The sequence below is a fragment of the Bradyrhizobium sp. CW1 genome (assembly GCF_023100665.1).
GTDB lineage: Bacteria > Pseudomonadota > Alphaproteobacteria > Rhizobiales > Xanthobacteraceae > Bradyrhizobium > Bradyrhizobium canariense_D.
On record NZ_CP064684.1, the window covers coordinates 1,100,936 to 1,125,844 of the forward strand.

Annotated in this window: 23 protein-coding genes; 7 read left to right on the plus strand and 16 right to left on the minus strand. The window is 64.8% G+C overall.

From position 1 onward, the window contains the following. Positions 1–19: 19 nt before the first annotated feature. Entirely contained in the window at positions 20–649 is a 630-nt protein-coding gene (locus IVB54_RS05220) for a hypothetical protein (protein ID WP_018453465.1), read from the minus strand. A 152-nt stretch (positions 650–801) separates the two neighbouring features. On the opposite strand from IVB54_RS05220, the gene purD reads away from it, so the two are divergent. Both purD and IVB54_RS05230 read left to right on the plus strand, forming a co-directional pair. Then, positions 802–2,085, plus strand: a complete 1,284-nt coding sequence (gene purD / locus IVB54_RS05225) for a phosphoribosylamine--glycine ligase (protein ID WP_018453466.1) — start codon at positions 802–804, stop codon at positions 2,083–2,085. A gap of 171 nt (positions 2,086–2,256) precedes the next feature. After that, positions 2,257–3,162: an alpha/beta hydrolase gene (locus IVB54_RS05230; RefSeq protein ID WP_026232536.1), complete on the plus strand. Its 906-nt coding sequence runs from the start codon at positions 2,257–2,259 to the stop codon at positions 3,160–3,162. On the opposite strand, the gene IVB54_RS05235 is transcribed toward IVB54_RS05230, so the two are convergent. Continuing rightward, the gene (locus tag IVB54_RS05235; protein WP_039798664.1) at positions 3,159–3,617 is read right to left on the minus strand and encodes a nucleoside deaminase; all 459 of its coding nucleotides are present in this window, start codon (positions 3,615–3,617) and stop codon (positions 3,159–3,161) included. The two genes, IVB54_RS05230 and IVB54_RS05235, sit on opposite strands and share 4 nt — an antisense overlap. 120 nt (positions 3,618–3,737) lie before the next feature. Here IVB54_RS05235 and IVB54_RS05240 point away from each other — a divergent pair, with 120 nt between their 5' ends. Next, positions 3,738–5,831: a pseudouridine synthase gene (locus tag IVB54_RS05240; protein ID WP_247563795.1), complete on the plus strand. Its 2,094-nt coding sequence runs from the start codon at positions 3,738–3,740 to the stop codon at positions 5,829–5,831. Positions 5,832–5,833: 2 nt separating this feature from the next. Further along, on the plus strand, positions 5,834–6,388 hold the full coding sequence (gene rsmD, locus IVB54_RS05245; RefSeq protein ID WP_018453470.1) for a 16S rRNA (guanine(966)-N(2))-methyltransferase RsmD: 555 nt from the start codon (positions 5,834–5,836) through the stop codon (positions 6,386–6,388). A 9-nt stretch (positions 6,389–6,397) separates the two neighbouring features. Here rsmD and mutL read toward each other — a convergent pair whose 3' ends face one another. Further along, positions 6,398–8,209 (minus strand): DNA mismatch repair endonuclease MutL, encoded by a 1,812-nt coding sequence (gene mutL, locus IVB54_RS05250; RefSeq protein WP_018453471.1) that lies wholly within the window; start codon positions 8,207–8,209, stop codon positions 6,398–6,400. A 264-nt stretch (positions 8,210–8,473) separates the two neighbouring features. Between mutL and IVB54_RS05255 the strand changes: the two genes are divergently transcribed. Continuing rightward, positions 8,474–8,791, plus strand: coding sequence for a ribbon-helix-helix domain-containing protein (locus IVB54_RS05255; RefSeq protein ID WP_018453472.1), 318 nt, complete (start codon positions 8,474–8,476; stop codon positions 8,789–8,791). Between the two features lie 147 nt (positions 8,792–8,938). Here the strand turns inward: IVB54_RS05255 and IVB54_RS05260 are convergent, their stop codons facing one another. Genes IVB54_RS05260 through IVB54_RS05275 form a run of 4 tightly spaced genes read right to left on the minus strand, consistent with a single transcriptional unit; the run spans position 8,939 to position 11,906 of the window. Further along, positions 8,939–10,507: a GMC family oxidoreductase gene (locus tag IVB54_RS05260; RefSeq protein ID WP_085350087.1), complete on the minus strand. Its 1,569-nt coding sequence runs from the start codon at positions 10,505–10,507 to the stop codon at positions 8,939–8,941. 29 nt (positions 10,508–10,536) lie between these two features. Then, positions 10,537–11,085, minus strand: coding sequence for a hypothetical protein (locus IVB54_RS05265; RefSeq protein WP_018453474.1), 549 nt, complete (start codon positions 11,083–11,085; stop codon positions 10,537–10,539). Between the two features lie 38 nt (positions 11,086–11,123). Then, positions 11,124–11,519, minus strand: coding sequence for a VOC family protein (locus tag IVB54_RS05270; RefSeq protein ID WP_018453475.1), 396 nt, complete (start codon positions 11,517–11,519; stop codon positions 11,124–11,126). Further along, positions 11,520–11,906, minus strand: a complete 387-nt coding sequence (locus IVB54_RS05275) for a c-type cytochrome (RefSeq protein ID WP_018453476.1) — start codon at positions 11,904–11,906, stop codon at positions 11,520–11,522. It lies immediately after the preceding gene. A gap of 425 nt (positions 11,907–12,331) precedes the next feature. Between IVB54_RS05275 and IVB54_RS05280 the strand changes: the two genes are divergently transcribed. Continuing rightward, positions 12,332–12,520 (plus strand): hypothetical protein, encoded by a 189-nt coding sequence (locus tag IVB54_RS05280; RefSeq protein WP_240544164.1) that lies wholly within the window; start codon positions 12,332–12,334, stop codon positions 12,518–12,520. Between the two features lie 62 nt (positions 12,521–12,582). Here the strand turns inward: IVB54_RS05280 and arfB are convergent, their stop codons facing one another. The 7 genes from arfB to IVB54_RS05315 form a co-directional block, all read right to left on the minus strand. After that, positions 12,583–12,999 carry an alternative ribosome rescue aminoacyl-tRNA hydrolase ArfB gene (arfB, locus tag IVB54_RS05285; RefSeq protein ID WP_018453479.1) on the minus strand — a complete coding sequence of 139 codons (417 nt, stop codon included), beginning with the start codon at positions 12,997–12,999 and terminating at the stop codon, positions 12,583–12,585. A 113-nt stretch (positions 13,000–13,112) separates the two neighbouring features. Beyond that, positions 13,113–14,480 carry a pitrilysin family protein gene (locus IVB54_RS05290; protein WP_018453480.1) on the minus strand — a complete coding sequence of 456 codons (1,368 nt, stop codon included), beginning with the start codon at positions 14,478–14,480 and terminating at the stop codon, positions 13,113–13,115. Further along, entirely contained in the window at positions 14,477–15,871 is a 1,395-nt protein-coding gene (locus IVB54_RS05295) for a pitrilysin family protein (protein ID WP_018453481.1), read from the minus strand. Before IVB54_RS05295 ends, IVB54_RS05290 begins: the two co-directional genes overlap by 4 nt. A 199-nt stretch (positions 15,872–16,070) precedes the next feature. Next, positions 16,071–16,796 carry a hypothetical protein gene (locus IVB54_RS05300; RefSeq protein WP_018453482.1) on the minus strand — a complete coding sequence of 242 codons (726 nt, stop codon included), beginning with the start codon at positions 16,794–16,796 and terminating at the stop codon, positions 16,071–16,073. Positions 16,797–16,893: 97 nt separating this feature from the next. Continuing rightward, positions 16,894–17,388 carry a signal peptidase II gene (gene lspA, locus IVB54_RS05305; protein ID WP_026232539.1) on the minus strand — a complete coding sequence of 165 codons (495 nt, stop codon included), beginning with the start codon at positions 17,386–17,388 and terminating at the stop codon, positions 16,894–16,896. A 156-nt stretch (positions 17,389–17,544) separates the two neighbouring features. Beyond that, positions 17,545–20,553 carry an isoleucine--tRNA ligase gene (gene ileS, locus IVB54_RS05310; RefSeq protein ID WP_247299163.1) on the minus strand — a complete coding sequence of 1,003 codons (3,009 nt, stop codon included), beginning with the start codon at positions 20,551–20,553 and terminating at the stop codon, positions 17,545–17,547. Between the two features lie 202 nt (positions 20,554–20,755). Continuing rightward, entirely contained in the window at positions 20,756–21,727 is a 972-nt protein-coding gene (locus tag IVB54_RS05315; protein WP_018453485.1) for a bifunctional riboflavin kinase/FAD synthetase, read from the minus strand. A 228-nt stretch (positions 21,728–21,955) separates the two neighbouring features. Between IVB54_RS05315 and IVB54_RS05320 the strand changes: the two genes are divergently transcribed. Then, complete coding sequence (locus tag IVB54_RS05320; RefSeq protein ID WP_007596883.1) at positions 21,956–22,351, plus strand: response regulator; 396 nt, start codon at positions 21,956–21,958, stop codon at positions 22,349–22,351. Positions 22,352–22,471: 120 nt separating this feature from the next. Here the strand turns inward: IVB54_RS05320 and IVB54_RS05325 are convergent, their stop codons facing one another. After that, positions 22,472–23,326, minus strand: coding sequence for a TIGR01459 family HAD-type hydrolase (locus IVB54_RS05325; protein WP_018453486.1), 855 nt, complete (start codon positions 23,324–23,326; stop codon positions 22,472–22,474). A gap of 15 nt (positions 23,327–23,341) precedes the next feature. Beyond that, positions 23,342–24,814: an EAL domain-containing protein gene (locus tag IVB54_RS05330; protein WP_018453487.1), complete on the minus strand. Its 1,473-nt coding sequence runs from the start codon at positions 24,812–24,814 to the stop codon at positions 23,342–23,344. Positions 24,815–24,909 lie beyond the last annotated feature (95 nt).

Here is a 24,909-nt window from a genome sequence, read left to right on the forward strand (position 1 = left end):
AACCCATCCTACGGGCTGCTTACGGTACAAGGTGAGCGTAAAATGGGTCCGTTAGAGCGACTGCGTGGATGGTTTTCAACTGGGTTACTGCCACCGGCGCAATGCCCGCGTTCCGAAGGAGCGAGAGGAGCATCAAAAACTTTGCGTGCGAAATGCGATTTGGAAGTGAAGTGTTGTGAGCAACGATGAACTTTCTGATGGCTGTGAAGCCAGCAACGGTATTAGCAAGCTCGCGGTGAAGCTGCGTTACACTTGAGGTAGCAAAGCCCCCTGCCTTGCGAAGTATTGCCTCAAACTTTGATTGAAGCGGAGAGCCAACAAATCTGGAAAACATTCCTGCGACTAATCGAGTGAGATGCTCGTTGCTTCCCCACATGGAGGCCTTCGTGTCAATTATTGCCATGAGTTCATCGTTCGATGAGTACTTCGAAGCAAGCCAGATTTGGGCATACAAGCTCCATATAGACGAAGAACCGAGACCACTTAGCGTTTGTTTGATGTGTCCACGTACCCAACTATTGTCCGGCAAACGTGCCGCCACAATGGCACTGGCGATTTCGACAAGGGACGCGTCATCTACGAGATGGCCATCTTGAAGGATTTGGGTAAGCAAGTTGAGCTTGAGAGCAGGAGAGCCGGTCAATCCCATCGCTGGTCGTCTGCGTATGGTCCCGATGAATTCGGGCTCGCGCCTCAGCGGCGAGCGCTGGAATGACGGGGAGTTCGGGCGCCGCCCCCTTGAGCCCGGCCCCGATTCGTGCGACCTCCGCCCCCAGCAAATCCCTCATTTCTGAGCCCTCGATGCACATTCTCCTGCTTGGTTCCGGCGGTCGCGAACATGCCCTGGCGTGGAAGATCGCGGCCTCTCCCCTGGTGACCAAATTCTGGTGCGCGCCGGGCAATGCCGGGATCGCGCGCGAGGCGGAATGCGTGGCGCTCGATGTCGCCGACCATGCCGCCGTGATCGACTTCTGCAAGACGAATGCGGTCGAGCTCGTGGTGGTCGGCCCGGAGACGCCGCTGGCGGCCGGTATCGTCGATGACCTCACCGCCGCCGGCATCAAGGCGTTCGGGCCGGACAGGATCCCCGCCCAGCTCGAAAGCTCGAAGGGCTTCACCAAGGCGCTGTGCACCGAGTTCGGCATTCCGACCGGCGCCTACAAGCGATTCACCAACGCCGCCGATGCGCGTGCCTACGTCCAGAGCCAGGGCGCGCCGATCGTGGTCAAGGCCGACGGTCTTGCCGCCGGCAAGGGCGTCGTCGTCGCCAAGTCGGTGCGCGAGGCGGAGGACGCCATCGCCATGATGTTCGACGGCACCTTTGGCGAGGCCGGCGCCGAGGTCGTGATCGAGGAGTTCTTGCCGGGCCGCGAGATCAGCTTCTTCGCGCTGTGCGACGGCGAGACCGCCATTCCGCTGGCCTCCGCGCAGGACCACAAGCGCGTGTTCGACCATGACGTCGGCCCGAACACCGGCGGCATGGGCGCCTATTCGCCGACGCCGCTGGTCACGCCGGCGATCCATGACGCGATCATGGCCAAGATCATTCTGCCGACGGTATCAGGCATGAAGCAGCGCGGCACGCCGTTTCGCGGCATTCTCTACGCCGGGATCATGCTGACGACGCAAGGGCCAAAACTGTTCGAGTTCAACGTCCGCTTCGGCGATCCCGAGTGCCAGGTGCTGATGCTCAGGATGATGTCGGACATCGTGCCGGCCTTCCTCGCCGCCTGCGACGGGCAGCTGAAGAACTTTGACCTGCGCTGGCATCCGGAGGCCGCGCTCACGGTGGTGATGGCGGCAAAGGGATATCCCGGCGATTACCAGAAAGGCACGCGGATCGAGGGGCTCGATGACGCCGCCAAGGTCGAGACCGCCGAGATCTTCCACGCCGGCACGGTCGAGAAGGACGGCGCCATCCTCGCCAATGGCGGCCGCGTCCTCAATGTCTGCGCGCTCGGCAAGACCGTGACGGAAGCGCAGGTGCGCGCCTACCAGGCCGTCGACCGCATCAATTGGCCGGAAGGCTTCTGCCGCCGCGACATCGGCTGGCAGGCCGTGGACGCCGAGAAGTCCAAGGGCTGACACGCTTTTTTCGCACGCGCGCGCAATTTCCGCCGTGCCCGTCGGCACTCCGAATTTGTGTAGGCGGCTGTTGGACTTAGCTACTGTGCATGGGGTTGTTTTTCGACTTTTTTGTTTTGGGGCATTCTCAAGACCGAGCAGATCCCACGCTGACAGATAAGGATGCAGAAGATGTCCGATCTCGCCGACCTCTATCCCGGCTTCGCCTCCGAATGGATCAACACCTCCTTCGGCCGCATCTTCGCCCGCGTCGGCGGCAAGGGACCGCCGCTGTTGCTGCTGCACGGCTTCTCCGAGACCAACGTGATGTGGCACCGCGTGGCGCCGCAGCTGGCCGACCGGTTCACGCTGATCATCGCCGATCTGCCCGGCTATGGCTGGTCCGACATGCCCGAGAGCGACGCGCTGCACATGCCCTACAGCAAGCGCGCGATGGCCAAGGCCATGGTCGAGGCGATGGAGCGCCTCGGCCACGTGCACTTCGCGCTCGCCGGCCATGATCGCGGCGGCCGCGTCTCGTATCGGCTGGCGCTCGATCATCCCGGCCGGCTGTCGAAGCTTGCGGTGCTCGATATCCTGCCGACCTACAATTACTGGGAGCGGATGAACCGCGCCTATGCGCTGAAGATCTATCACTGGACTTTTCTGGCGCAGCCCTATCCGCTGCCGGAGACGCTGGTCGCGAGCAATGGCGAGTTCTTCCTGCGCTTCAAGATGGCGAGCCAGACCAAATCGAAGACGCTCGATGCGATCGACAAGCGCGCGCTCGAACACTACATCGCCCCGTTCCGCGATCCCGCCCGCGTCCACGCGATGTGCGAGGATTATCGCGCCGGCGCCTATTTCGACTACGATCTCGACAAGGCCGATTTCGAGGCCGGCAAGAAGATCACCATTCCGATGCTGGCGCTGTGGGGCAATGCCGGCGTGGCGCAAGCCGCCGCCACCCCGCTCGACATCTGGAAGCAATGGGCGACCAACGTGGACGGCATGCCGGTGGATTCCGGCCACTTCCTCACCGAGGAAAATCCCGGCGTCACCGCGAAGGCGCTGCGCGAGTTCTTTGCCGCGCCTTAGCGCCGCTCGCGAAAGAAGTCCTTCAGCATCCGCGCCGACTCGCTTTCGCCGACCCCGGAATAGACATCCGGGACGTGATGGCAGGTCGGCGAGGTGAAGAACCGCACACCTGATTCAACCGCGCCGCCCTTGGGGTCGGCGGCGCCGTAATACAGGCGCCTCACCCTTGCAAACGAGATCGCGCCCGCACACATGGTGCACGGCTCCAGCGTCACGTAGAGGTCGCAGTCGACCAGACGCTCGCTGCCGATCTTTTTGGCCGCCTCGCGCAGCGCAACGATCTCGGCATGGGCCGTGGGGTCGTAATCGGTTAACGTCCGGTTCGCCGCGGTGGCGATGACCTCGTAATTGCGGACCACGACACATCCGATCGGAACTTCGCCCGCCTTTCCGGCGTTTTCGGCCGTTTTGAGCGCCAAATCCATGAAAGAGGGGGCTTTCAAGCCTCGTATCATCGCGAGAAACCTGCTAGTAGCTGCGCCTTCAGCAGAAGTGCTTGACCGAATTTGCCTGAGCATGCGGCTCGAGACGAGCGCGCACAATGCTTTCTGGCCATCCCCTGAGTGAGATTATTCATGCCTCGCGACAGCGACAAAGACAACGATTCCCGCGGCCGGCGTGATCGCGGCCCGGCCAAGGGAGGCCCGGCCAAGGGCCGGTCCGGCAAACCACGCGGGCCCGACAAGAAGTTCGCCAAGCGCGGCCCTCCCGGGGACAAAGGCGACGCCCGCCCGCCCCGCGGCGACCGCGACAGCCGTCCATCATTCCGCCGCCGCGAGGAGGGCGATGCCCCGCGCCGCGACTTCAGCGACCGCCCGAAGTTCAATCGCCAAGACCGGCCGCGTGAAGACCGGCCGCGCGGCGAGGATCGTGGCGAGCGCAGCTTCAAGCCGCGTGGCGATCGTCCCTTCAAGCCGCGTGAAGACCGTCCGTTTTCCGATCGTCCGTCGCGCGACGGCGAGAAGCGCCCGTTCAAGCCCCGTGGTGACCGCCCATTTTCTGATCGCCCCTCGCGCGATGGCGACAAGCGGCCGTTCAAGCCGCGCGGTGATCGCCCGTCCTATGGGCGTGATGACCGTCCGCCGCGCAGGGATCGCGACGATTCCCGTCCGGCCGGCCGAACCGGTGACGCGAAGTTTGGCGACAAGCGACCTTATGCGCCGCGTGGCGACCGTCCGGAACGCAAGTTCGACGGCGAGCGGAAGTTTTCGCGCGGCGCACCGGACCGCAATCGCAGCGAGCGCAGCGATTCAAAACCCTGGCAGAAGCGCGATGCGGCGCCTCGCGGCGACCGGCCGCCGCGCAAGGACTTCAGCAAGGGTCCGCGCAAGGATTTTGGCGGCAGCGACCGCGGTGGGGACAAGCCCTGGCAGAAGCGCGACGATCGTCCATCGGGTGATCGTCCGTTCCGCGAGCGCCCCAAATTCGATCGTCCTCGCGATGATCGTCCGAGGTTCGATCGCGGCGGCGATCGCCCGAAATTCGATCGTCCGCGCGAGCGTTCCGAGGGCCGTTCCGACTGGCACGAGCATCCCCGCAGCGAAGCGCGTTCCGGCGATCGTCCACGCCGCGAAAACGAGGACGAGAGCAGGATCTTCGAGAAGCGTCCGGCCTTCGGCGGTCGCGGCGCCTATCGCGAGCGCGATCGTGATTCCGAGCGGCGGCCGCGCCGCGAGGAAGAGACCAAGCCGAAGAAGGCCGGCGAGCGTATCGCCAAGGTGCTGTCGCGCGCGGGCCTCGCCTCGCGCCGCCATGCCGAGGAGATGGTCACGCAGGGCCGCGTCAGCGTCAACGGCCGTGTCATCAATTCGCCGGCGCTCGACATCACCTCGAACGATGTCGTCACTGTCGACGGCAAGCCGTTGCCGGAGCGCGAGCGCACGCGGCTGTTCCTCTATCACAAGCCCCGCGGCCTCATGACGACGCATGACGATCCCGAGGGCCGTCCGACCGTGTTCGACAATCTGCCCGAAGGTCTGCCGCGGCTGATCAGCGTCGGCCGGCTCGACTTCAACACCGAGGGCCTGCTGCTGCTCACCAATGATGGCGGGCTCGCGCGCACGCTCGAGCTGCCGGACACCGGCTGGCTGCGCCGCTACCGTGTCCGCGCCCATGGCGACGTCACGCAGGCGCAGCTCGACGAGCTGAAGAACGGCATCGAGATCGAGGGCATCAAATACGGTCCGATCGACGCCACGCTGGAGCGTGACCAGGGCGCGAATGTCTGGCTGGTTTTCGCGATCCGCGAGGGCAAGAACCGCGAAGTGCGCAACGTCTGCGCTCATCTCGGGCTCGAGGTGAACCGGCTGATCCGGGTCTCCTACGGCCCGTTCCAGCTCGGCGAGGTCCCCGAGGGCCAGGTCGACGAGATCAAGTCCCGCGTGCTGCGCGACCAGCTCGGCGAAAAGATCATCGAGAAATCGGGTGCGCAGTTCGACGTGCCGCAGAAATCTGCCTCGCATGAGGGCGACGACGTGCCGCGCGAGAAGAAGCCGGCGACCAAGCGCGGCGTGATCAACGACCGCAAGGGCCGCCGCGTGCTGGTGCAACGCACCGGCAGCGAGGAAGCGCGCGAGCGCAACGAGGCTGAGGCGAGCGGCTACGGCCCGCCGCGCCGTCCCAAGCGCGGCTATCACGGCAAGCGCGATCTGGCGCCGAAGGAGGACTGACGTTGCGCGTCGTCGGCGGTCGATTGAAGGGGCGCAATCTGGCCTCACCGTCCTCGCGCGACATCCGCCCCACGGCGGACCGCCTGCGTGAGTCCGTGTTCAACATCCTCGTGCACGCCTATGACGATCCGATTGCGGATGCGCGCGTGCTCGATCTCTTCGCCGGCACCGGTGCGCTGGGAATCGAAGCGTCTTCACGCGGCGCGAAGTTCACGCTGTTCGTCGACAACGGCGCGGAAGCGCGCGCCCTGCTGCGGAATAATGTCGAGACGCTGGGCCTGGGTGGCGTGACAAAAGTCTATCGCCGTGATGCCACCGATCTCGGGCCTGCGCATCCGGTCGAGCCGTTCTCGCTGGTGTTCCTCGATCCGCCCTATGGCAAAGGGTTTGCGGAGAAGGCGCTTGCGAGCTTGCGCGACGGGGGCTGGCTCACGCCGGGCGCGCTGCTCGTGGTGGAAGAGGCGAAGGCTGCGCAGTTCGTCACGCCGGAAGGCTTCGAGGAATTGGAGCGGCGCGCTTATGACGACACGGAGTTCGTGTTTTTGAAGCGGCCGTAATTTCGAACGTTACCGTCGCCCGAACAGCTTCTCGACATCCGACAGCTTCAGCTCGACATAGGTCGGCCGGCCGTGATTGCACTGGCCGGAGTTCGGGGTGTCCTCCATCTCGCGGAGCAGGGCATTCATCTCCTCCGGTCGCAGCCTGCGGCCGGCGCGCACCGAGCCGTGGCAGGCCATGGTGGCGGCGACGTGCATCAGGCGGCGCTCCAGAGGCAGCGCCTCGTCCCACTCGGCCATGTGCTCGGAAAGATCGCGCAACAGGCCGCCGGCGTTGGTCTTGCCGAGCAGCGACGGCGTCTCGCGCACCGCAACCGCGCCGGGGCCGAAGGATTCGATCGCAAGGCCGAACGACGCCAGCTCCTCGCTGCGCTCGAGCAGGCGCTCCACCGTGGCCTCGTCCATCTCGACGATCTCGGGGATCAGCAGGATCTGCCGCTGCACGCCGTTGGCCGCCAGCGAGGCCTTCAGCCGTTCATAGACGATGCGTTCATGCGCGGCGTGCTGGTCGACGATGATCAGGCCGTCGCGGGTCTGCGAGACGATATAGGTCTCGTGGATCTGGGTGCGCGCAGCGCCGAGCGGGCGGTCGACCAGGTCACTGACTGGCTGGGATTCGATCCGCACGTCCGCGCTGGGTGCGCCGACATCGAACGCGGCCTGTGCGCGCTCGGCGAAGGCCGGCACGGCGGCACCGTCGAATGACGGCATCGGCGCGACCGGGGCGGATGGCGACTGGCGCCAGTCCCAGCTTGCCGGGCGCGGCGTGAATGCGGGGCGGAACGAGGACAGCGCGCTTTCGCCGCTGTTGGCGGCGGTGCGCCGGCCCTCCCGCGCAAGCCCGTCCTTCAATCCGTGCACGATCAGCGCGCGGACCAGGCCGGCGTTGCGAAACCGCACCTCGGTCTTGGCCGGATGCACGTTGGCGTCGACCTCGCGCGGATCGAGCGTGACAAACAGCGCCAGCACCGGATGGCGGTCGCGCGGCAGATAGTCGGCATAGGCCCCGCGGACTGCCCCTAGGATCAGCTTGTCGCGCACCGGGCGGCCGTTGACGAAGAGATATTGCCCGAGCGCGTTGGCTTTGGTCAGCGCCGGCGCTGCGGCATAGCCGGCGACCACCACGCCCTCGCGCTCGGCATGGACCCCGATGGCATGGCTGCGGAACTCCGCCCCCAGGATGTCGCCGAGACGGGTCAGGCGACCGGCGACGCCGGGCAGCGCCGCAGCCCAGGTCACCGGCGCGCGCTCTTCGCCCGCGAGCGTGAAAGCGATTTCGGGTCGCGCCATCGCGAGGCGCCGCACCACCTCACGGATCGCTTCCGCCTCGGTCCGGTCGGTCTTCAAGAACTTCAGCCGCGCCGGCGTCGCGTAGAAGAGGTCGTTGACCTCGACCCGCGTGCCGTGGGCCAGCGCCGCCGGCATGATCTCGGATTTCTCGCCGCCCTCGACATTGAGCGCCCAGGCGTGCGGCTCGCTGGCATGCCGCGTGGTGATGGCAAGCCGCGCCACGGAGCCGATCGAGGGCAGCGCCTCGCCGCGGAATCCGAGCGTGCGGATCTGCAGCAAGTCCTCGTCGTCGAGCTTGGAGGTGGCGTGACGCTCGACCGCCAGCGACAGGTCCCTGGCGGTCATGCCGCCGCCGTCGTCGGTGATGCCGATCCGCCGGCGTCCGCCGCCATCGGTAAAGACGTCGATCCGGCTCGCGCCGGCGTCGATGGCGTTCTCGACCAGTTCCTTGACCACGCTCGCGGGACGCTCGACCACTTCGCCGGCGGCGATGCGGTTGACGACCTGTTCGGGTAATTGGCGGACGGGCATGAAACTCGATTTTCGGCTTTGATCTTGGGCTTCGATCTGGATTCGCGGAGAACGCCATTCTAGGCCGTGTTGCGTCAAAAGCATGTGTTGGGCAACAGGAACGTGGCGGGCTGGGGAAAAGGGCTATCTATCGCATTGATGGGATTGGACGTTCGAGAAAATCGCGCAACCGGGATGGATCGATCTCCGGCTGCCGTCCCGATTGTGGGGTACCGGGCTGCGGTGTAGCATCGCGAAAAAATGGCAACAGGACGGGAGGACGCCATGTGCCATCTCTTCGCGCATCAGCCCCAAGGCGACTACGAATCCCAGACCCGCTCGTTGCGGATCGGTGGGCATTGCACCTCGATCCGGCTGGAAATGGCATTCTGGGACACGCTGGAGGAGATCGCGGCCAAGGAGAACATGAGCGTCGGCAAGTTCCTGACGACGCTCTACACCGAGGTGCTCGACCATCACGGCGAGGTCAACAATTTCGCTTCGTTGCTGCGCTGCTCCTGCCTGATCTACCGCTCCAAGACGGCAGCGCCGGTGCAGGCGTTCAAGACGACGGTTGCGCCCATCCTCGATGCAGCGGAATAGCCCTGATGTCGTCCTGGCGAAGGCCAGGACCCATACCGCGGAATCCATCAGCGATGGGCGGTATGAGTCCCGAACAACAAGCCTTCGCCGAACTCCTTCCCGGGGCAATGGGTCCTGGCTTTCGCCAGGACGACGAACGAGATTGGATCAAATTTCCTTCTTCTGCATCGCACCCGCAATGTAATCCGCCTGCCGGATCGCCAGCGAGACGATGGTCAGCGTCGGATTGCAGGCTGCGCCGCTGGTGAACTGGCTGCCGTCGGAGACGAACAGGTTCTTGACGTCGTGGCTTTGCCCGAACTTGTTGACCACACCATCCCTGGGCTTCTCGCTCATCCGGTTGGTGCCGAGATTGTGCGTGCTCGGATAGGGCGGTGTCGGATAGCTCACGGTGGCGCCGACGGCGTCGTAGACCGCAGCGCCCTGCTTGTAGGCGTGCGCGCGCATCGCGAGATCGTTGGGATGATCGTCGAAGTGCACGCTTGCGACCGGCTGGCCGAACTTGTCCTTCACGACAGGATCGAGCGTGATGCGGTTGGTTTCCTGCGCCATGTCCTCGCCGACCAGCCACATCCCGGCCATCCTGGGATAACCGTCGAGCGCGGCGGTGAACGGACGTCCCCAGGCGCCGGGGTTGAGGAACGCCGCCATGAAGGGCAGTCCGAGCGACAGCGTCTCCATCTCGTAGCCGCCGACGAAGCCGCGCTTCGGATTGTTGGCGGCCTCGTCGCGGATGATGCCGGCCATGGTGGTGCCGCGATACATGTGCACCGACTTCTCGAACACGGCATAGACGCTACCGGTCATGTGGCGCATGTAATTGCGGCCGACCTGACCGCTTGAGTTGCCGAGGCCGTCGGGGAACATCGTGGATGCGCTGTTCAACAGCAGCCGTGGGCTTTCAATCGAATTGCCGGCGACCGCAACGATGCGTGCCTTCTGGCGCTGCATTGCACCGCTCTCGTCGGCGTAAACCACGCCGGTGACTTTGCCGGCGGCATCGTGCTCGATCTTGACCGCCATGCTGGCGGGGCGAACCTCGAGATTGCCGGTCGCCTCGCCCTTGGGTATCTCGGTGTAGAGCGTCGACCATTTCGCGCCGGACTTGCAGCCCTGGAAGCAGAAGCCGATCTGCTGACAGGCGCCGCGTCCGTCGCGCGGCTGGCTGTTGATCGCCATGTTGCCGGTGTGCACCGTCTTGTAGCCGAGCTTCTTTGCGCCGGCCTCCATCACTCTGAAGTTATTGTTGCCGGGAAGTCCGGGAATGCCGTTGGTGCGGGTCACGCCCATCTTGTTCTCGGCCTTGGCGTACCACGGCTCCATCTCCGCGAGCGTGACCGGCCAGTCCAGCAGGTTGGCGCCGGGAATGTTGCCGTAGGTGCTCTTCACCTTGAACTCGTGCTCGTCGAACCGCAGCGACGCGCCAGCCCAGTGTGTGGTCGAGCCGCCGACCGCCTTGACGATCCAGGCGGGAAGACCCGAGAAGTCTTTTGCGACGCGCCATGATCCCGATGTGGTGCGCGCATCGGTCCAGGCGAGCTGCGAGAAACTCTCCCACTCGTCATTGACGAAGTCCTGATTCTCGATGCGGGGACCTGCTTCGAGAATCACGACCTTGACGCCCTTCTGTGCGAGCTCGTTACCCAGCGTGCCGCCGCCGGCACCGGAGCCGACGATCACCACAACGCTGGAGTCGTTCAGATCGAATTTTGCCATATGCGTTCTCCTGAACCGTTGGGTGAGCCTTAAGCCTTCGGCAGCCAGTCGATGTCGGCGAAGCCGCGGTTGATGTAGCCGCCGTGTTCGGCGGAGGAGCCCTCGTAGCCGAACCGCGGCCAGACCTCTTTCTGGTTGTAGAGAGAGACGACGAGGTCGCCGCGCACCTTCTGGAAGAAGTCGCTCTGCTCGATCTCCTTCAAAAGCACCACGCGGTCGGCTTCCCAGGGCACTTCGACATAGGGCGCCTTGTGGCGATCACGCGCGTTCTGATCGAGCCTGGTGATGCCGTCGCTGATTAGCGCCTTGACGGCGGGGTCCTTGGCGGCCTTTCCGTCCCACGGCTTGATCGCGGTGATGTAGTAGCTGTCGCCGAGGACGTCGTGTGGATAGATATCGCGCGCGACTTTCAGCAGCGTCTTCATCGTCGCGGGCGAAAGCGCGCTTGCCTCGTCGGCCCAGGCGCCCTCGATGCTGACGGCGACGCTGGTCGCGACTGCCGCGACCGGCACGGCGGCCGCGGCGCCCTTGAGAAAGATGCGGCGGCTGTGCCTGCTTCGACGATCGACTTCTCTCATGGCATTCCTCCTTTTATGATTTTGATTTTGTGGTTCGATCAGTTGAAACGTCCGCCGCGCTGGATCACCTCGATCTTGTAGCCGTCGGGATCGCTGACGAAGAAGAAGCGCGCCAGCGTTTTGCCGTCGTGCTTGAAGTCGCGCAGCGGACCCGGTGCGAGCTTCTCACGCTCGAAGCGGGCATGTTCGGCATCGAGATCCTCGACCACCACGGCGAGATGTCCGTAGCCGTCGCCGAGCGCATACGACTCCTTGCGATCGAAATTGACCGTCAGCTCCAACTCGAAGGGTGAGGAGGGGTGACGCAGATAGATCAGGGCAAAGTCTGCGAACTTCAGACGGTCGGTGACTTCCAGGCCAAAGGCCCGTCTGTAGAAGTCGAGCGAGCGCGCCTCGTCGAGTGCGCGGATCATGGAATGGACCGGCTTTGCCACTCAGTTCTGCTCCTTAAGAAAGGCGATGATGGCGGCGCGCGTCTCCGGCTTCGCCTGCCGGTAGACCATGACCACGCCGGGAATCACGGCTTGCGGATTGGTCAGCCATGCGTCGAGCTTCGTCTCGTCCCAGGCGAAGGCTGCTTTTGCGAGGGGCTCTGAATAGTGAAAGCCTTCGACCTTGCCGGCGGGCCGCCCGACGATCCCGACCAGCGGCGGACCCTGCCGCACCGGTTCTGACAGGTTCGTGGTGTGGCACACCGCGCATTGCTGCTTGAACAGTGTTGCGCCATCCGGCGGCTTTGCAGCCGGCAAGGGCATCTGCGCCTCGGCCACCCGCACCACCAGCACCACCGCGGTGCACAATCCCAGCACGATCGCGCGCATCGTCAAAAGTCCGCCCGTCGACGTCAATTCAGCGTGCGCAAACTCTAGGCGCGGCAAAACATGCGGTGGTAGTAGCGGGCTGTTTCGCTGCGTGCGGAGGTGCACGCGGGTGCGTTGTTCCGCGCTGCCGTATATGCGGAGGACAATTCCGCGAAACCGCCGTCAAATCCCTAAACGATCACCACACGAGACAGGTTGCATTGCGGTCGCGCCGTTCGAGCTCGTAACGCGATGGACTGGTTCGGCTCAGACGGACGGCGCATCAAGCCGCCGAACCGATCATCGCGAAAATCCAGGAGAAATGGATGAAGTTGGTGAAGACCTCCGCAATCGCATGCGCCGTCTCGGCTCTCATTGTGACACCGGTTCTCGCGCAAGGTACGTCGTCTGGCGCGAGGCCTAGCGGCGCCGTGCAAAGCAAACCCATGCAAGGCAGCACAATGGGCAGCGGCGACGAGGAGATGAGCGCCCAGCCGGGCGCGGCGGGCGAGACGACGGGCATGAAGCCGACGAAGGGCACCAGGGGCACGGTTGGCACCACGGGCAGTGCTGCACACAAAGGGACCGCCGACGATTCCGCGACGGGCGGTGCAGCCACGGGCAAGCGCTACTAGCCAATGGAGTGAGACGGCAGAACTCCGGTCGCCCTGCGGCCGGAGTTCTTTTGCAGTCTCTGCTAGTCGTCGAAACCGCGCCCGCGCTTCGACTTGATGTCGCTGCGGTGTTTCTTGCCCTCGAGCCGGCGCTGCTTGGAGCCAAAGGTCGGCTTTGTCGCGCGCCGCGGCTTCGGCCGGATCATGGCTTCGCCGAGCATCTCCGTAAGGCGGTCGATGGCGTCCTGGCGGTTGCGCTCCTGGGTGCGGAAGCGTTGGGCCTGGATCACGATGACGCCGTCCTTGGTCATGCGCTGCCCTGCGAGCCGGGCGAGGCGCAACGCGGCATCCTCCGGAAGCGTCAGCTTCCGGGTGTCGAAGCGCAATTGCGCCGAGGTCGCGACCTTGTTGACGTTCTGCCCGCCCGGGCCGGAGGCGCGGACAAAGCCGATCTCGATGTCGTCCTCGTCGATGACAAGATCGCGGGATATCCGCAGCATGGTGGCACCATTCGTGATGCCCGGACATATCCCGGACGCCCAAGTTCGGCAATGGCGCCCCCAAATGCAAATGGCCGGGCGAGCCCGGCCATTTCAGAAGGGTATGGAAGACGTCAGTTCGACTTCGTCGCCGGTGCGGCTGCCGGTTGCGCCGCGGCCTGCGGAGCGCGGCCGACGACGACGGTCAGGAGGCCCTGGCCCCAGAGGCGCTTTGCGGCCGCCTTGGCGTCGTCCATGGTGACCGCATCCACGACGGCGTTGCGCTTCTCGATATAGTCGATCGGCAGCTTGTCCTGCTGATATTGCAGCAGCGCCTGCGCGAGCTTCGAGGAGGTGTCGAGCGCCAGCATCTGCGAGCCCTTGAGGTAGGATTTGGCCTCGTCGAGCTCCTTCTGCGTCGGGCCTTCCTCGGCGATCCGGCGCACCTCCTTGTCGATGGCATCGATGGTGTCGCCGGCACGGTCGGCGCGGGTGCCGGTATTGCCGATGAAAACCGCCGAATGCTCCATCCAAAGCAGTGATTCGAACACCGAATAGGCGAGCCCGCGCTTCTCGCGCACCTCGCGATAGAGCCGCGAGGACAACCCGCCGCCGCCGAGGATGTGGTTGACGACATAGGCCGCCATGAAGTTCGGATCGCTGCGCTTCACCCCGGGACCGCCGAAGGTGATCACGGTCTGGGGCACGTCGAGCGTCACGAAGGCGCGTTGCGGCGGCTTGGCGGCCTCGACGTCGGGGACGGGCACGAGATTGGCCTTGGCCGGCAGGCTACCAAATGTGTGGTCGAGCAGCTTGCCGAGCGTATCGGGATCCACGTCGCCAACCACCGCGATCTTGAGCGTGTCCTTGGCGAGCACGCGGCCGACATAATCCTTCATGTCGGCAACCGTAATGGTCGGAACGCTGTCGAGGTTGCCGTTGGACTGCCGACTGTAGGGATGATCGCCAAAGGCAACCTCCAGGAATTTGCGGCTCGCGAGCGAGGTCGGGTTGGTTGTCTCGCGGCGCAGGCCCGAGATCACCTGCGAGCGAATGCGTTCGACGTCGGCAGTTTCGAAATGCGGCGAGGTCAGCGCGCTCCGCAGCAGGTCGAAGGCCTCGTCCTTGTTGTCGCGCAGCATGCGCAGGCTGCCGCGGAACGTGTCGCGGGTGGCGCTGAAAGAGAGCTCGATGGCACGGCGATCGAGCCGCTCATGGAAGGTCTTGGAATCGAGATCGCCGGAGCCTTCGTCGAGGAGATCGCCGACCAGATTGGCGACGCCCGATTTGTCCTTGGGATCCTGGGCCGAACCGCCGGCAAAGGAATATTCCATGGCGATCAGCGGCACGGTCGCATCCTGCACGAACCAGGCCTCGATGCCGCCCGGCGAGGTCAAATGCTGGATCTTCGCCGCCGCCTGTGACGGCGAGACGGTAGCGAGCGCGAGTGCCGCGCCGGTGGCAAAGGAGAATGCAACGCGTCGAAGGAAGGGATAGGTCACGAACGCTTCTCCTCGCGCTTGGTGGTCGCGGTGTCTTTGATCAGATAGCCCGTCACCGAGCGCTTCTTCTCGAGCCATTTCTGCGCGACGGTGCGGACCTGCTCGGCGGTGACGGCGCGGATGCGATCTGGCCAGCTCCGGATGTCCTCGATCGACAGGCCCGTGGTCAGTGCGCCGCCATACCAGCGCGCCAGCACCGCCTGGTTGTCCTGGGCGTAGATCGCCTCGGCGATGAGCTGGGTCTTGACCCGCTCGAGATCCTCGGCGCGGATCGGATTCTGCGCGATGTCGGCAATGACGCCGTCGACCACCTGCTCGACCTCGGCGAAGCTGACCCCGGATTTGGGCGAAGCCGAGATCGCGAACTGGGTCGGGTCGAGCGAGATGCTCGAATAGCTGGCGCTGGCGGAGACCGCGAGCGGCTTGTCCACCACGAGCGCGCGGTAGAGATAGGAATTGCTGCCGCTGCCCATCAGCTGCGCCAGCACGTCGAGGGCCGCGCTTTCGCCGGCCGCAGCCGTGGTCGCCGAGGGCACTAGGTAATAGCGTCGCAGGCCGGGTTGCTCGACGCGCGGATCGGCCAGGGTCACGGTGCGCGGCGCCGCGGGTTCCGGCTCCTGCGGGCGGACGCGGCGCGCCGGGATCGCGGGCTGCGCCGGGATGGCGCCGAAATTGCGCTCGACCAGCGGGCGGATGTCGGCGGGCTCGACGTCGCCGGCGATCACCAGGATCGCGTTGTTCGGCGCATAGAAGCGGCGGTAGAAGGCGAGCGCATCCTCGCGATCGAGCTTCTCGATCTCCTGGTGCCAGCCGATCACCGGCCGGCCGTAGGGATGGTTGAGATAGAGCGCGGCCATGATCTGCTCGTTCAGCCGCGCGTCCGGATTGTTGGCGACGCGCATGTTGTATTCTTCGAGCACGACGTCACGCTCGGGCAACACGTTCTCGTCCTTGAGGATCAGGCCGGTCATGCGGTCGGCCTCGAATTCCATCATGGTCGGCAACTGCTCGCGCGGCACGCGCTGGTAGTAGTTGGTGTAGTCGACCGAAGTCGAGGCGTTCTCGTTGCCGCCGACGCGGAGCACGGTCTGGGAGAATTCGCCGACCGCATGCTTCGATGTGCCCTTGAACATCAGGTGCTCGAGGAAGTGCGCGAGCCCGGACTTGCCGGGCGTCTCGTCCGCCGAGCCGACCTTGTACCAGATCATTTCCGTGACGACGGGCGTGCGGTGGTCGGGAATCACCACGACCTGCATGCCGTTTCCAAGCGTGAAGCTGGCGGGCGGAGCCGATGTCACCGTGGTCTGCGCAAGGGATGCGCCGGCCGTGAGGACACTCGTCGAAAGCAGCGCGGCAAGGAGGCGGGCAGCCGATCGGTAAGAGGACATCATGATCCTTATGAAAGGCCGAGCCCGGATGTCCGGCTCGGAGGCACGGCATGGTACACCGTGCGGCAAACGCTTCGCGTCACGAAGCAGAGAACTCAACTCGGGCGCAAGTTACTGATCAGCAATTAAAGACCGCGTCCGGCGCGCACGAGCCGCCGGCGCGGGACCGCGTCTGTCGCGATATCGCGAAGGGACAGGAGCGCTATTGTTCCTTGTCCTTGCCGGACATGATGTCGAAATAGGTCCGCCGGGTCTTGTCCTCTCCGGCGCCATAGGCATAGCTCGGTGACGGTGTCTGGTAGCCCGGCGGCGGCTCGACCAGCGACTGGCGCGGCGGCTCGGTCGTGAATTGCTTGGCCTCGCCTTTGTTGTTCGACATCATGCCCCACAGACCGCCGGAGAAACCGAGCTGGGCCGGGCTGAGCGACGGATTGCCGTTGGTGCCCGGCTGAATAGGATCATTGCTCGTGCGCTCGGGTGCGGCTGTCCTGCCGACCTCCATCTCGGCGGGCGACAACGCCCGGCCTGCCTGCCAGCTCTCCGTGGCCTTGACGGCCTTCTTCCGCTGCGCGATGGCCTCCTTGCGGCGTCTCTCGTCAGGGTCCTTCGGCCAGTTCGGCGCGTTCTTGGCTTCAACGCCGGCGGGCGGCGGCAGGTCGAGCTTGGGCGGCACCACCAGCGGCGACCGCTCGCGGTATTCGATACCCTTCTTCTCCATGCTCTTGGCGCCGATGCCCGACATCAGATTGTCGATGAGCTTCTCTTCGAAGGTCATGTCGTCGTCGTCCTCGCCGTCGTCACCGGCGCGAGCGACGCCAGCCGACATGACGAGACCGATGCCGAGCGCGACAGCGGACAATTTCAACGCCCGCCAGAACCCCTGCCGGGGGTCTTCAACCATCGAACCGCTGGTCTTCGAGCTGCGCATCACTGTACCTGTTCCAAAATGTGGCAGTTTGCCGCTCTCGCGCGGCATAATCCCTCGCAAAAGCAAGGTTCCGCCTGCCGGTCCGTATCGGCCGGGATCAGGGCGCTTTTGCGGCGGGTACCCCCAGGAAGGAATCATACAATAGCGCCGCCACGCCAGCAACGATCGCCACGTCCGCGAGGTTGAACACGTACCAATTATAGGTATTTTCGCCGATATTGATGTGAAACAGGGCGAAATCGACCACCGCGCCATAGGCGAGGCGATCGATCCCATTGCCGATGGCGCCGCCAATGATCAGGCCAAGCGCGATGGTTGCCAGCAGGGTGTGCGAGCGGGCCATCCAGATCGCCAGCGCAACCACCGCGACGACCTTCACGGCCATCAGCGCCATTTGCGCCGCCTGACCGTCGTTCTGGAGCCAGCCGAAGCTGATGCCGATGTTCCAGGCCAGCACCAGGTCGAAGAACGGGGTCACCTCGACCGCGCCGCGACGGGCGAGGTCGAACACGTTCAGCAGCCAGAGCTTTGAAGCCTGGTCGGCCACGAGCGTGAGCAGGGCCGCGAGGATGCCGGCGCGGAGCGGGGTCATGGGCAGTCGGCCACAACACGCTCCGTCGTCGTCCTGGCGAAAGCCAGGACCCATAGTCCGAGGCGGTCGTTGTTTGAAAGACTTGCGGTCATCAGCCTTCGTCGCAATTGGCGGCCGTGGAATGGGTCCTGGCTTTCGCCAGGACGACGGTGAGACCTAGATGCTGACCCCCAGCGCCTTCCATTCGCGCAGCGCCTTGGCGTCGCGCGGGGTGACGTCGGGATATTCGGGGTCTTCACCCACCGTCGGCGAAATCTTCCAGGAACGGGCGCATTTGGTGCCGACCGCCTTCTCCACCACGACAGCGACGCCTGGAACGGCATCGAGACGGAATGCGGAAGCCGGCACCTCGCCCTCGCGCACCTCGTAGTTCGAGGTGATGCAGATCTCGGCGAGATCGGTGTCGAACAGCGTCGCAAGCATGTCGCGGTCGGCGACATAGATGACCGGTGATGCCTCCAGCGACGAGCCGATGTTCTTGGCGGCGCGTTCGAGCTCCAGCGCACCGGTGACGACGCGGCGGACATTGCGGATCGCTTCCCACTTCGCGGCGAGCTTGTCGTCGCGCAGGCTTTCGAGGTCGTCGGGAAACTGCGTCAGGTGCACCGAGGGCTCGGCGTCGGGCCTGTACATCCGCCAGGCCTCCTCCGCGGTGAAGCTGAGGATAGGCGCCAGCCATTTCAGGATCGAGCTGCACAACAGGTCGATCGTGGTCAGCGCCGCCTTGCGCGTCGGCGAGGACGGCGGATCGCAATACAGCGTGTCCTTGCGGATGTCGAAATAGAACGCGGAGAGCTCACTGTTCAGGAACGCGGACAAGGTTGCGACCACGGTCTTGTAGTCGAACTCCTGATAGGCTTTGCGGACGACGGCAGCACGGACCGCGAGCTCGTGCAGCATCAGCCGTTCGAGTTCGGGCATGTCGGCGGGCGCGACTGCGTCGGCCGGCTTGTAGTGATCCAGCGTTCCCAGCATCCAGCGTACGGTGTTGCGCAGCTTGCGATAGGTCTCGATGGTGTTCTTCAGGATCTCCGGGCCGATGCGCTGGTCGTCGGCATAGTCGGTGGCGCAGACCCAGAGGCGCAGGATATCCGCGCCCGAATCCTTGATCACCTTCTGAGGCTCGACGGTGTTGCCGATCGACTTCGACATCTTGCGGCCGTTCTCGTCGAGCGTGAAGCCGTGGGTGAGCACGATGTCGTAGGGCGCGCGGCCGCGCGTGCCGGCGCTCTCCAGCAGCGACGAATGAAACCAGCCGCGATGCTGGTCGCTGCCTTCGAGATACATCACGGTGTCGTCGCCGCCGTCGACCTTGCGAACGATGTTGCCGAGCTGCGGGAAGTTCTGGCGATCCTCGAGCACGAAGGCATGTGTGGAGCCGGAATCGAACCAGACGTCGCAGATGTCGTCGATCTTCTTCCAGTCTTCCTTCGCGCGGGATCCAAGGAAGCGCTCGCGGGCGCCTTCCATGTACCAGGCGTCGGCGCCTTCCTCCATGAAGGCCTCGGTGATGCGCTGGTTGACGATCTCGTCCTGCAGGATCTCGGCCGAGCCGTCGCTGTTCTCGCGCACGAAAACGGCGATGGGAACGCCCCAGGCGCGCTGGCGCGAGATCACCCAGTCCGGACGGTTGGCGATCATGCCGTTGATGCGGTTCTCACCTGACGGCGGCACCCATTGCGTGACCGAGATAGCATGCAGCGCGCGAGCCCGCAGCGTATCGCCCTTCCTGGCGTGGCCATCTTCGCTGATGTCCTTGTCCATCGCGATGAACCATTGCGGCGTGTTGCGGAAGATCACCGGCTTCTTCGATCGCCAGGAATGCGGGTACTGGTGCTTGAGGCGGCCGCGCGCGAGCAGCTTGCCGGCCTCGACCAACGCCTTGATCACGGCTTCATTGGCATCGCCCTTCTCGCCCTTGTCGTTGAGCACGCGCTTGCCGGTGAAGCCGGGGGCCTGCGCGGTATAGGCGCCGTTCTCGTCGACAGTGTAGGGGGTCGCGGTCGAGATGCCGCGCTCATCGAGCTCGCGGGTATTGGCCATCCAGACGTCGAAATCCTCGCGGCCGTGGCTCGGCGCGGTGTGCACGAAACCGGTGCCGGTATCGTCGGTGACATGCTCGCCGGCGAGCAGCGGCACGATAAACGCGTAACCGCCATCGAGGCCGCGCAAGGGATGGGCGCACTCCACGGCGTCCAGCGTATCGCCGGGAATGTCGCGCAGCTTCTCATAGGCCGTGACGCGCGCCTGCTTGAACACCTCTGCTGCAAGCGCATCGGCCAGGATCAGGAGATCGCCGGTCTTCGCCCAATTGTCCGCGGCCGCATCCGTCACCTTGTAGAGGCCGTAGGCGATCTTCGGTGAGAACGAGATCGCGCGATTGCCGGGCAGCGTCCAGGGCGTGGTGGTCCAGATCACGACCGATGCATTGGCGAGCGCACCATGTGCCGGGGACGTGACGGGAAACTTCACCCATACCATGTCGGATGTGTAGTCCTCGTACTCGACCTCGGCCTCGGCGAGGGCGGTCTTCTCGACCACGCTCCACATCACCGGCTTGGAGCCGCGATACAGCGTGCCGTTGGCGGCGAACTTCATCAGCTCGCGGGCGATCTGCGCTTCGGCGGGATAGCTCATCGTCTGATAGGGATGATCCCAGTCGCCGATGATGCCGAGCCGCTTGAATTCCTCGCGCTGCACGTTGATCCAGTGTGTCGCATAGGCGCGGCATTCCTTGCGGAACGCCACCATCGCAGCGGAGTCGCGGAAGTCGGGCTTCTGCTTGCCCTTGGAACGGTAGTTCTCTTCCTCGATCTTCCATTCGATCGGCAGGCCGTGGCAGTCCCAACCGGGCACGTAGTTGGAGTCGAAGCCGAGCATCTGCTGGCTCTTGGTCACGACGTCCTTGAGGATCTTGTTCAGCGCGTGCCCGATATGGATGTTGCCATTGGCGTAGGGCGGGCCGTCATGCAGCACGAATTTGGCGCGGCCCTGGGCTTCCTGGCGGAGCTTGTCGTAAAGGCCGATGTCGTTCCAGTATTTCAGCAGCTCCGGCTCGCGCTGCGGCAGGCCGGCCCGCATCGGGAATTCGGTCTGCGGCAGGAACAGGGTTTTCGAATAGTCTTTGGCTTCGGATTTTTGGGACTTTTGTGGCTTGTCGGACATGAGGCTGACTGGCTCGGAAGGGCGCGGGAACGGATGGCGATGCGGAATCGCGGGTGAAACGACGACATCCCGGTCTTGCGCCGAGCCGAAGGCTCAGGCGGAAGCCGGGCCGCTAATCCCTATGATGCGCCGCGCAAACATGGGCTCTCCATAGCAGGGGGGCGGGGGAAGCGCAAAAGGTTCGGCGGGCCGGTTTCCGGCCTCAATCGATGACGCCAAGCCGCGGAAACGCGTCCGGGGCGGCGGCGAGCATGGCGCGGGCGCGGGCGGAATCGTTGTCCATCTGGCGGATCAGGGCATCCAGGCCCTCGAATTTCAGCTCCTCGCGGATGAAGCCGATAAAGGCGCAGTCGAGCGTCTGCCCGTAGAGATCCCCCTTGAAGTCGAACAGGAAGATTTCCAGCAGCGGCGCACCATTGTCGAACGTCGGGCGGCGGCCGAAGCTTGCGACCCCATCCAGCCGCTCCGCGCCGCGGCCGACCCGCACCGCATAGATGCCGTGCTTGAGGCCGCAATTGGCATCAAGGCGGATATTGGCGGTGGGATAACCGAGGTCGCGGCCGCGCTTCTCTCCGTGGATGACCTCGCCGGTGATAAACCAGGGCGCGCCGAGCATGGCCGTGGCCTCGTCGAGTTGGCCTTCGGCGAGCGCGATTCGGATCGCGCTGGACGAGACCGGCCGCTCGTCGATATCGACATGCGGCTGCACGTCGACCTCGATGCCGAGCCGGGGCGCCTCGTTGACGAGGAGGCTCGGCGAGCCGACCCGACCCTTGCCGAAGTGGAAGTCGTAGCCGACGGCGATTCCGCCGATGCCCAGGCGCCCGATCAGGTCGTGGTGAATGAAGTCTTGCGCGCTGGTCCCGGCGCGGGACTTGTCGAAGGTCATGACCACGGCGCCGTCAAGTCCGGTGCCGGCCAGAAGCCGCAGCTTGGCACGCTCGTCCGTCAGGCGGAATTGCGGGGTGTTGGGGCTGAAAAACCGGCGCGGATGCGGCTCGAAGGTCAATGCCAGCGCAGGGCGGCCATGTAGCCGGCCCATTTCCAGCGCCGCAGCGATTACGGCGCGATGGCCGAGATGAACGCCGTCGAAATTGCCCATGGCGACCACGGCACCCCTTGCAATGGCGGAGTCCGGCGTGGTGTCGCGGATAACGGTAAAATGCGGGGCCATCAGGGGAATCTCGAACCGGCGGGACCGGCCGGGACCGTGGCGCGACGGGCCGGATGAAGTCAAGCAGGAGGGGGCGGCCGCATCGAGTGCGATTTCAGTCCACCGGGGGCGTTCCCAGTTAACGCGCTGTTTAACGCCTTGGTGCTAGTCCTTGGGCGTGGAACCGCGGGGCTCCGGCCCGGCAGGTCCGATCGTAATATTTCCTGGGTTTGCGTTGGGGGAGTCGAGATGGCGGTTGATTTGTCGATGTCGGTTCTGGTGGTTGACGACTACAGCACCATGATCCGTATCATCAGGAACCTCCTGAAGCAGCTTGGCTTCGAGAATATCGATGATGCAAGCGACGGTTCGGCAGCGCTGAACAAGATGCGTGGCAAGAAGTACGGGCTCGTGATTTCCGACTGGAACATGGAGCCGATGACGGGTTACGACCTGCTGCGCGAAGTGCGCGCGGATCCGAACCTCGCCACCACGCCCTTCATCATGATCACGGCCGAATCAAAGACCGAGAACGTGATCGCGGCCAAGAAGGCCGGCGTGAACAACTACATCGTCAAGCCGTTCAACGCGGCGACGCTGAAGACCAAGATCGAGGCGGTCTTCCCGGACATGGCGAGCGCGTAAGGCGCGATCGAAGCCATCAGTTGAATTCGGAAAGCCCGGGCGATTGTCCCGGGCTTTCTGCGTCGGGTTCGTCGTTCCGGAATCGACGCCCCACATCAACCGGGAATGACGATCAACTCGCTACCACTTCAGTTCGCGCATCAGCGCCTTCGGGGGATGGCCGAACAATTCCAGCACCGACGCCGGGTCGAGCTGGTCGAGACCCTCGAACTCCTCGGCATGGATGCCGCGGGTCACGAACAGGCAATCGATGCCGAACTCGCGCGCGCCGGTGAGGTCGGTCCGGACGGAATCGCCGATCGCGAGCACCTTTTTGCGGTCGATCTGGTGGCCTTGGCGTTCGCCGGCGAGCGCCATCGCGCGCTCGTAGATCGGCCGGTGCGGCTTGCCGTAGAAGATCACCTCGCCGCCGAGCTCGCGATAGAGCTCCGCGATCGCGCCGGCGCAATAGATCAGGCGGTCGCCGCGTTCCACCACGATGTCGGGGTTGGCACAAACCAGCGTCAGCTTGCGCTCGCGCGCCTTCAGCATCATGCCGCGATAGTCTTCCGCCGTCTCGGTCTCGTCGTCATAGAGGCCGGTGCAGACGATGTAATCCGCCTCTTCCAGCGGCGCGGTCACCGCATCGAGGCCGCGATAGATCGAGTTGTCGCGCTCGGGGCCGAGCCAGAACATCTTGCGGCCGGGATGGTCGGCGACATAGAGCCGCGTCAGGTCGCCTGAAGACACGATCGCGTCATAGGTCTCGTCGGCGACGCCGAGCTTGCGCAATTGCCGCTGCACGGAGTCGGCCGGGCGCGGCGCGTTGGTGATCAGGATGACCGTACCGCCGCGGCTGCGGTAGGTGTGCAGCGCCTCGCAGGCTTCGGGGAAGGATTCAAGACCGTTATGGACCACGCCCCAGATGTCGCTGAGCACGACGTCCACGCCCGCCACGAGTTCACGCAGGCTTTCGGCGAAATGCAGTGTGGTCATGATGCGTGCGGCCGATCAGATACGTCGCGCGAGCGCGGCGTTGCCGGTGACGCGCTGTGGCGCAGACGCAGCCGACGTCGCGCCTGAGCTGGATATGCCGGAGCCATTGGATCCCTGAATGTCCTGTGCCTGGTTCGGCGCGGCGGTAGCAGATGACCCCTCCGGCCGCAATGGCCGGGGCGGCGCGAACAGGAACCCCTGGCCGAACCGCACGTCATAATCGAGCAGGTCGATCACGGCGCGCTCGCCCTCGATTCGCTCGGCGATCAGATCGATGCCGAAGCGGCCGAGCAGGTCGGAGAGATCGGACGGGTGGATGTCCGAGGCCGAAGCCTGCCTGGGGTCGAGCAGGAGCGAGGCCGGCACCTTGATGAAGCGCACGCCGCGATCGGCGAGCTCGCGCGGTTCGATGCGCAAATCGGTGACATGGTCGATCGAGAAACGGAAGCCGCGCTGGGCGAGCGCCGCGAGATTCTCGGTTTCGGCCGGGCCGAGATTGCGGAAGGTGGATTGCTTGAATTCCAGCACCAGCGAGGGCGCCAGCGCCCGATTGGCTTCGAGGAAATCGAGGTATTGCGCGAAGGTCGTGGAATTGCCGAGCGTGGAAGCCGCGACGTTGCAGAACACGCCGACTTCCTTGTTGCGTACCATCAGGCGCCGCAGCACCTGCACGCAGCGCAGCATGACCATGTTGTCGATGCGCCCGATCAACCCGGAGGCCTCCGCGATGCTGATGAACTCCTCGGCCGCGACCAGCTGGTCACGCTCGTCGCGCAGGCGCGTCACGGCCTCGTAGAACCGGACCTTGCGCTGCGGCAGCGACACCATCGGCTGGAGGAAGATGTCGATGCGGTTCTCGTCGATCGCGTTGCGGAGCGTCGCCAGCAATTGGGTCTGGTTGCGGCCGTTGGCGGTCTGAACCGGATTGGCGGTCTGGGTCTGGATCGCCGGTGCTGCCGGCCGCATTGGCGGCGGCGCGGGCGCCGGGGCAGCCGGCCGTTCCTCCTCGAACGTGGCCATCAGGTCGAGCGGCGCGTCCGGCTCCTGCCTTGCGACCGGCGCGGGGGCCGACACTGGCGCGTTGCCGGCCATCAGATCCTCATGGGCCGACACGGTGGTGGCGAGTTGCCTGACCAGTCCGCCGAGTTCGTTGATCTCGCCGACCACCGACTGGATGCGGTCGGAGTTGGCCGAATTGGAAGAGGCGATGCGTGCTTCGATCGTGGCGAGCCGGCGGCCGAATTCGGCGACCTGACGGGCGAGGTCGGCGGTGCCGCGCGAAAGATCGGCGATCTGGCCGCCGACGTCGCTGCGGTCGCGCAGTCGCATCGACACTGCATTGTAGAGGATCAGGAAGGTCAGCGCCGTCAGCGCCACGATCGCGGATTCGGTTCCGCTGATGCCGGCGACCGCGTAGAGCAGGAGCCCGAGCGAGGCGGCGACCAGAACCATGCAGATCGCGATGAAGATCGTCGAAATACGAATCATGCCGCGCGTTACGCCTCAAGAGCTGACTGCCTGACCGGGAAAACACGGGTGGCGTTTCGAACCCGTCACGCCGCATGCTCCCCCAAGCGGCATGA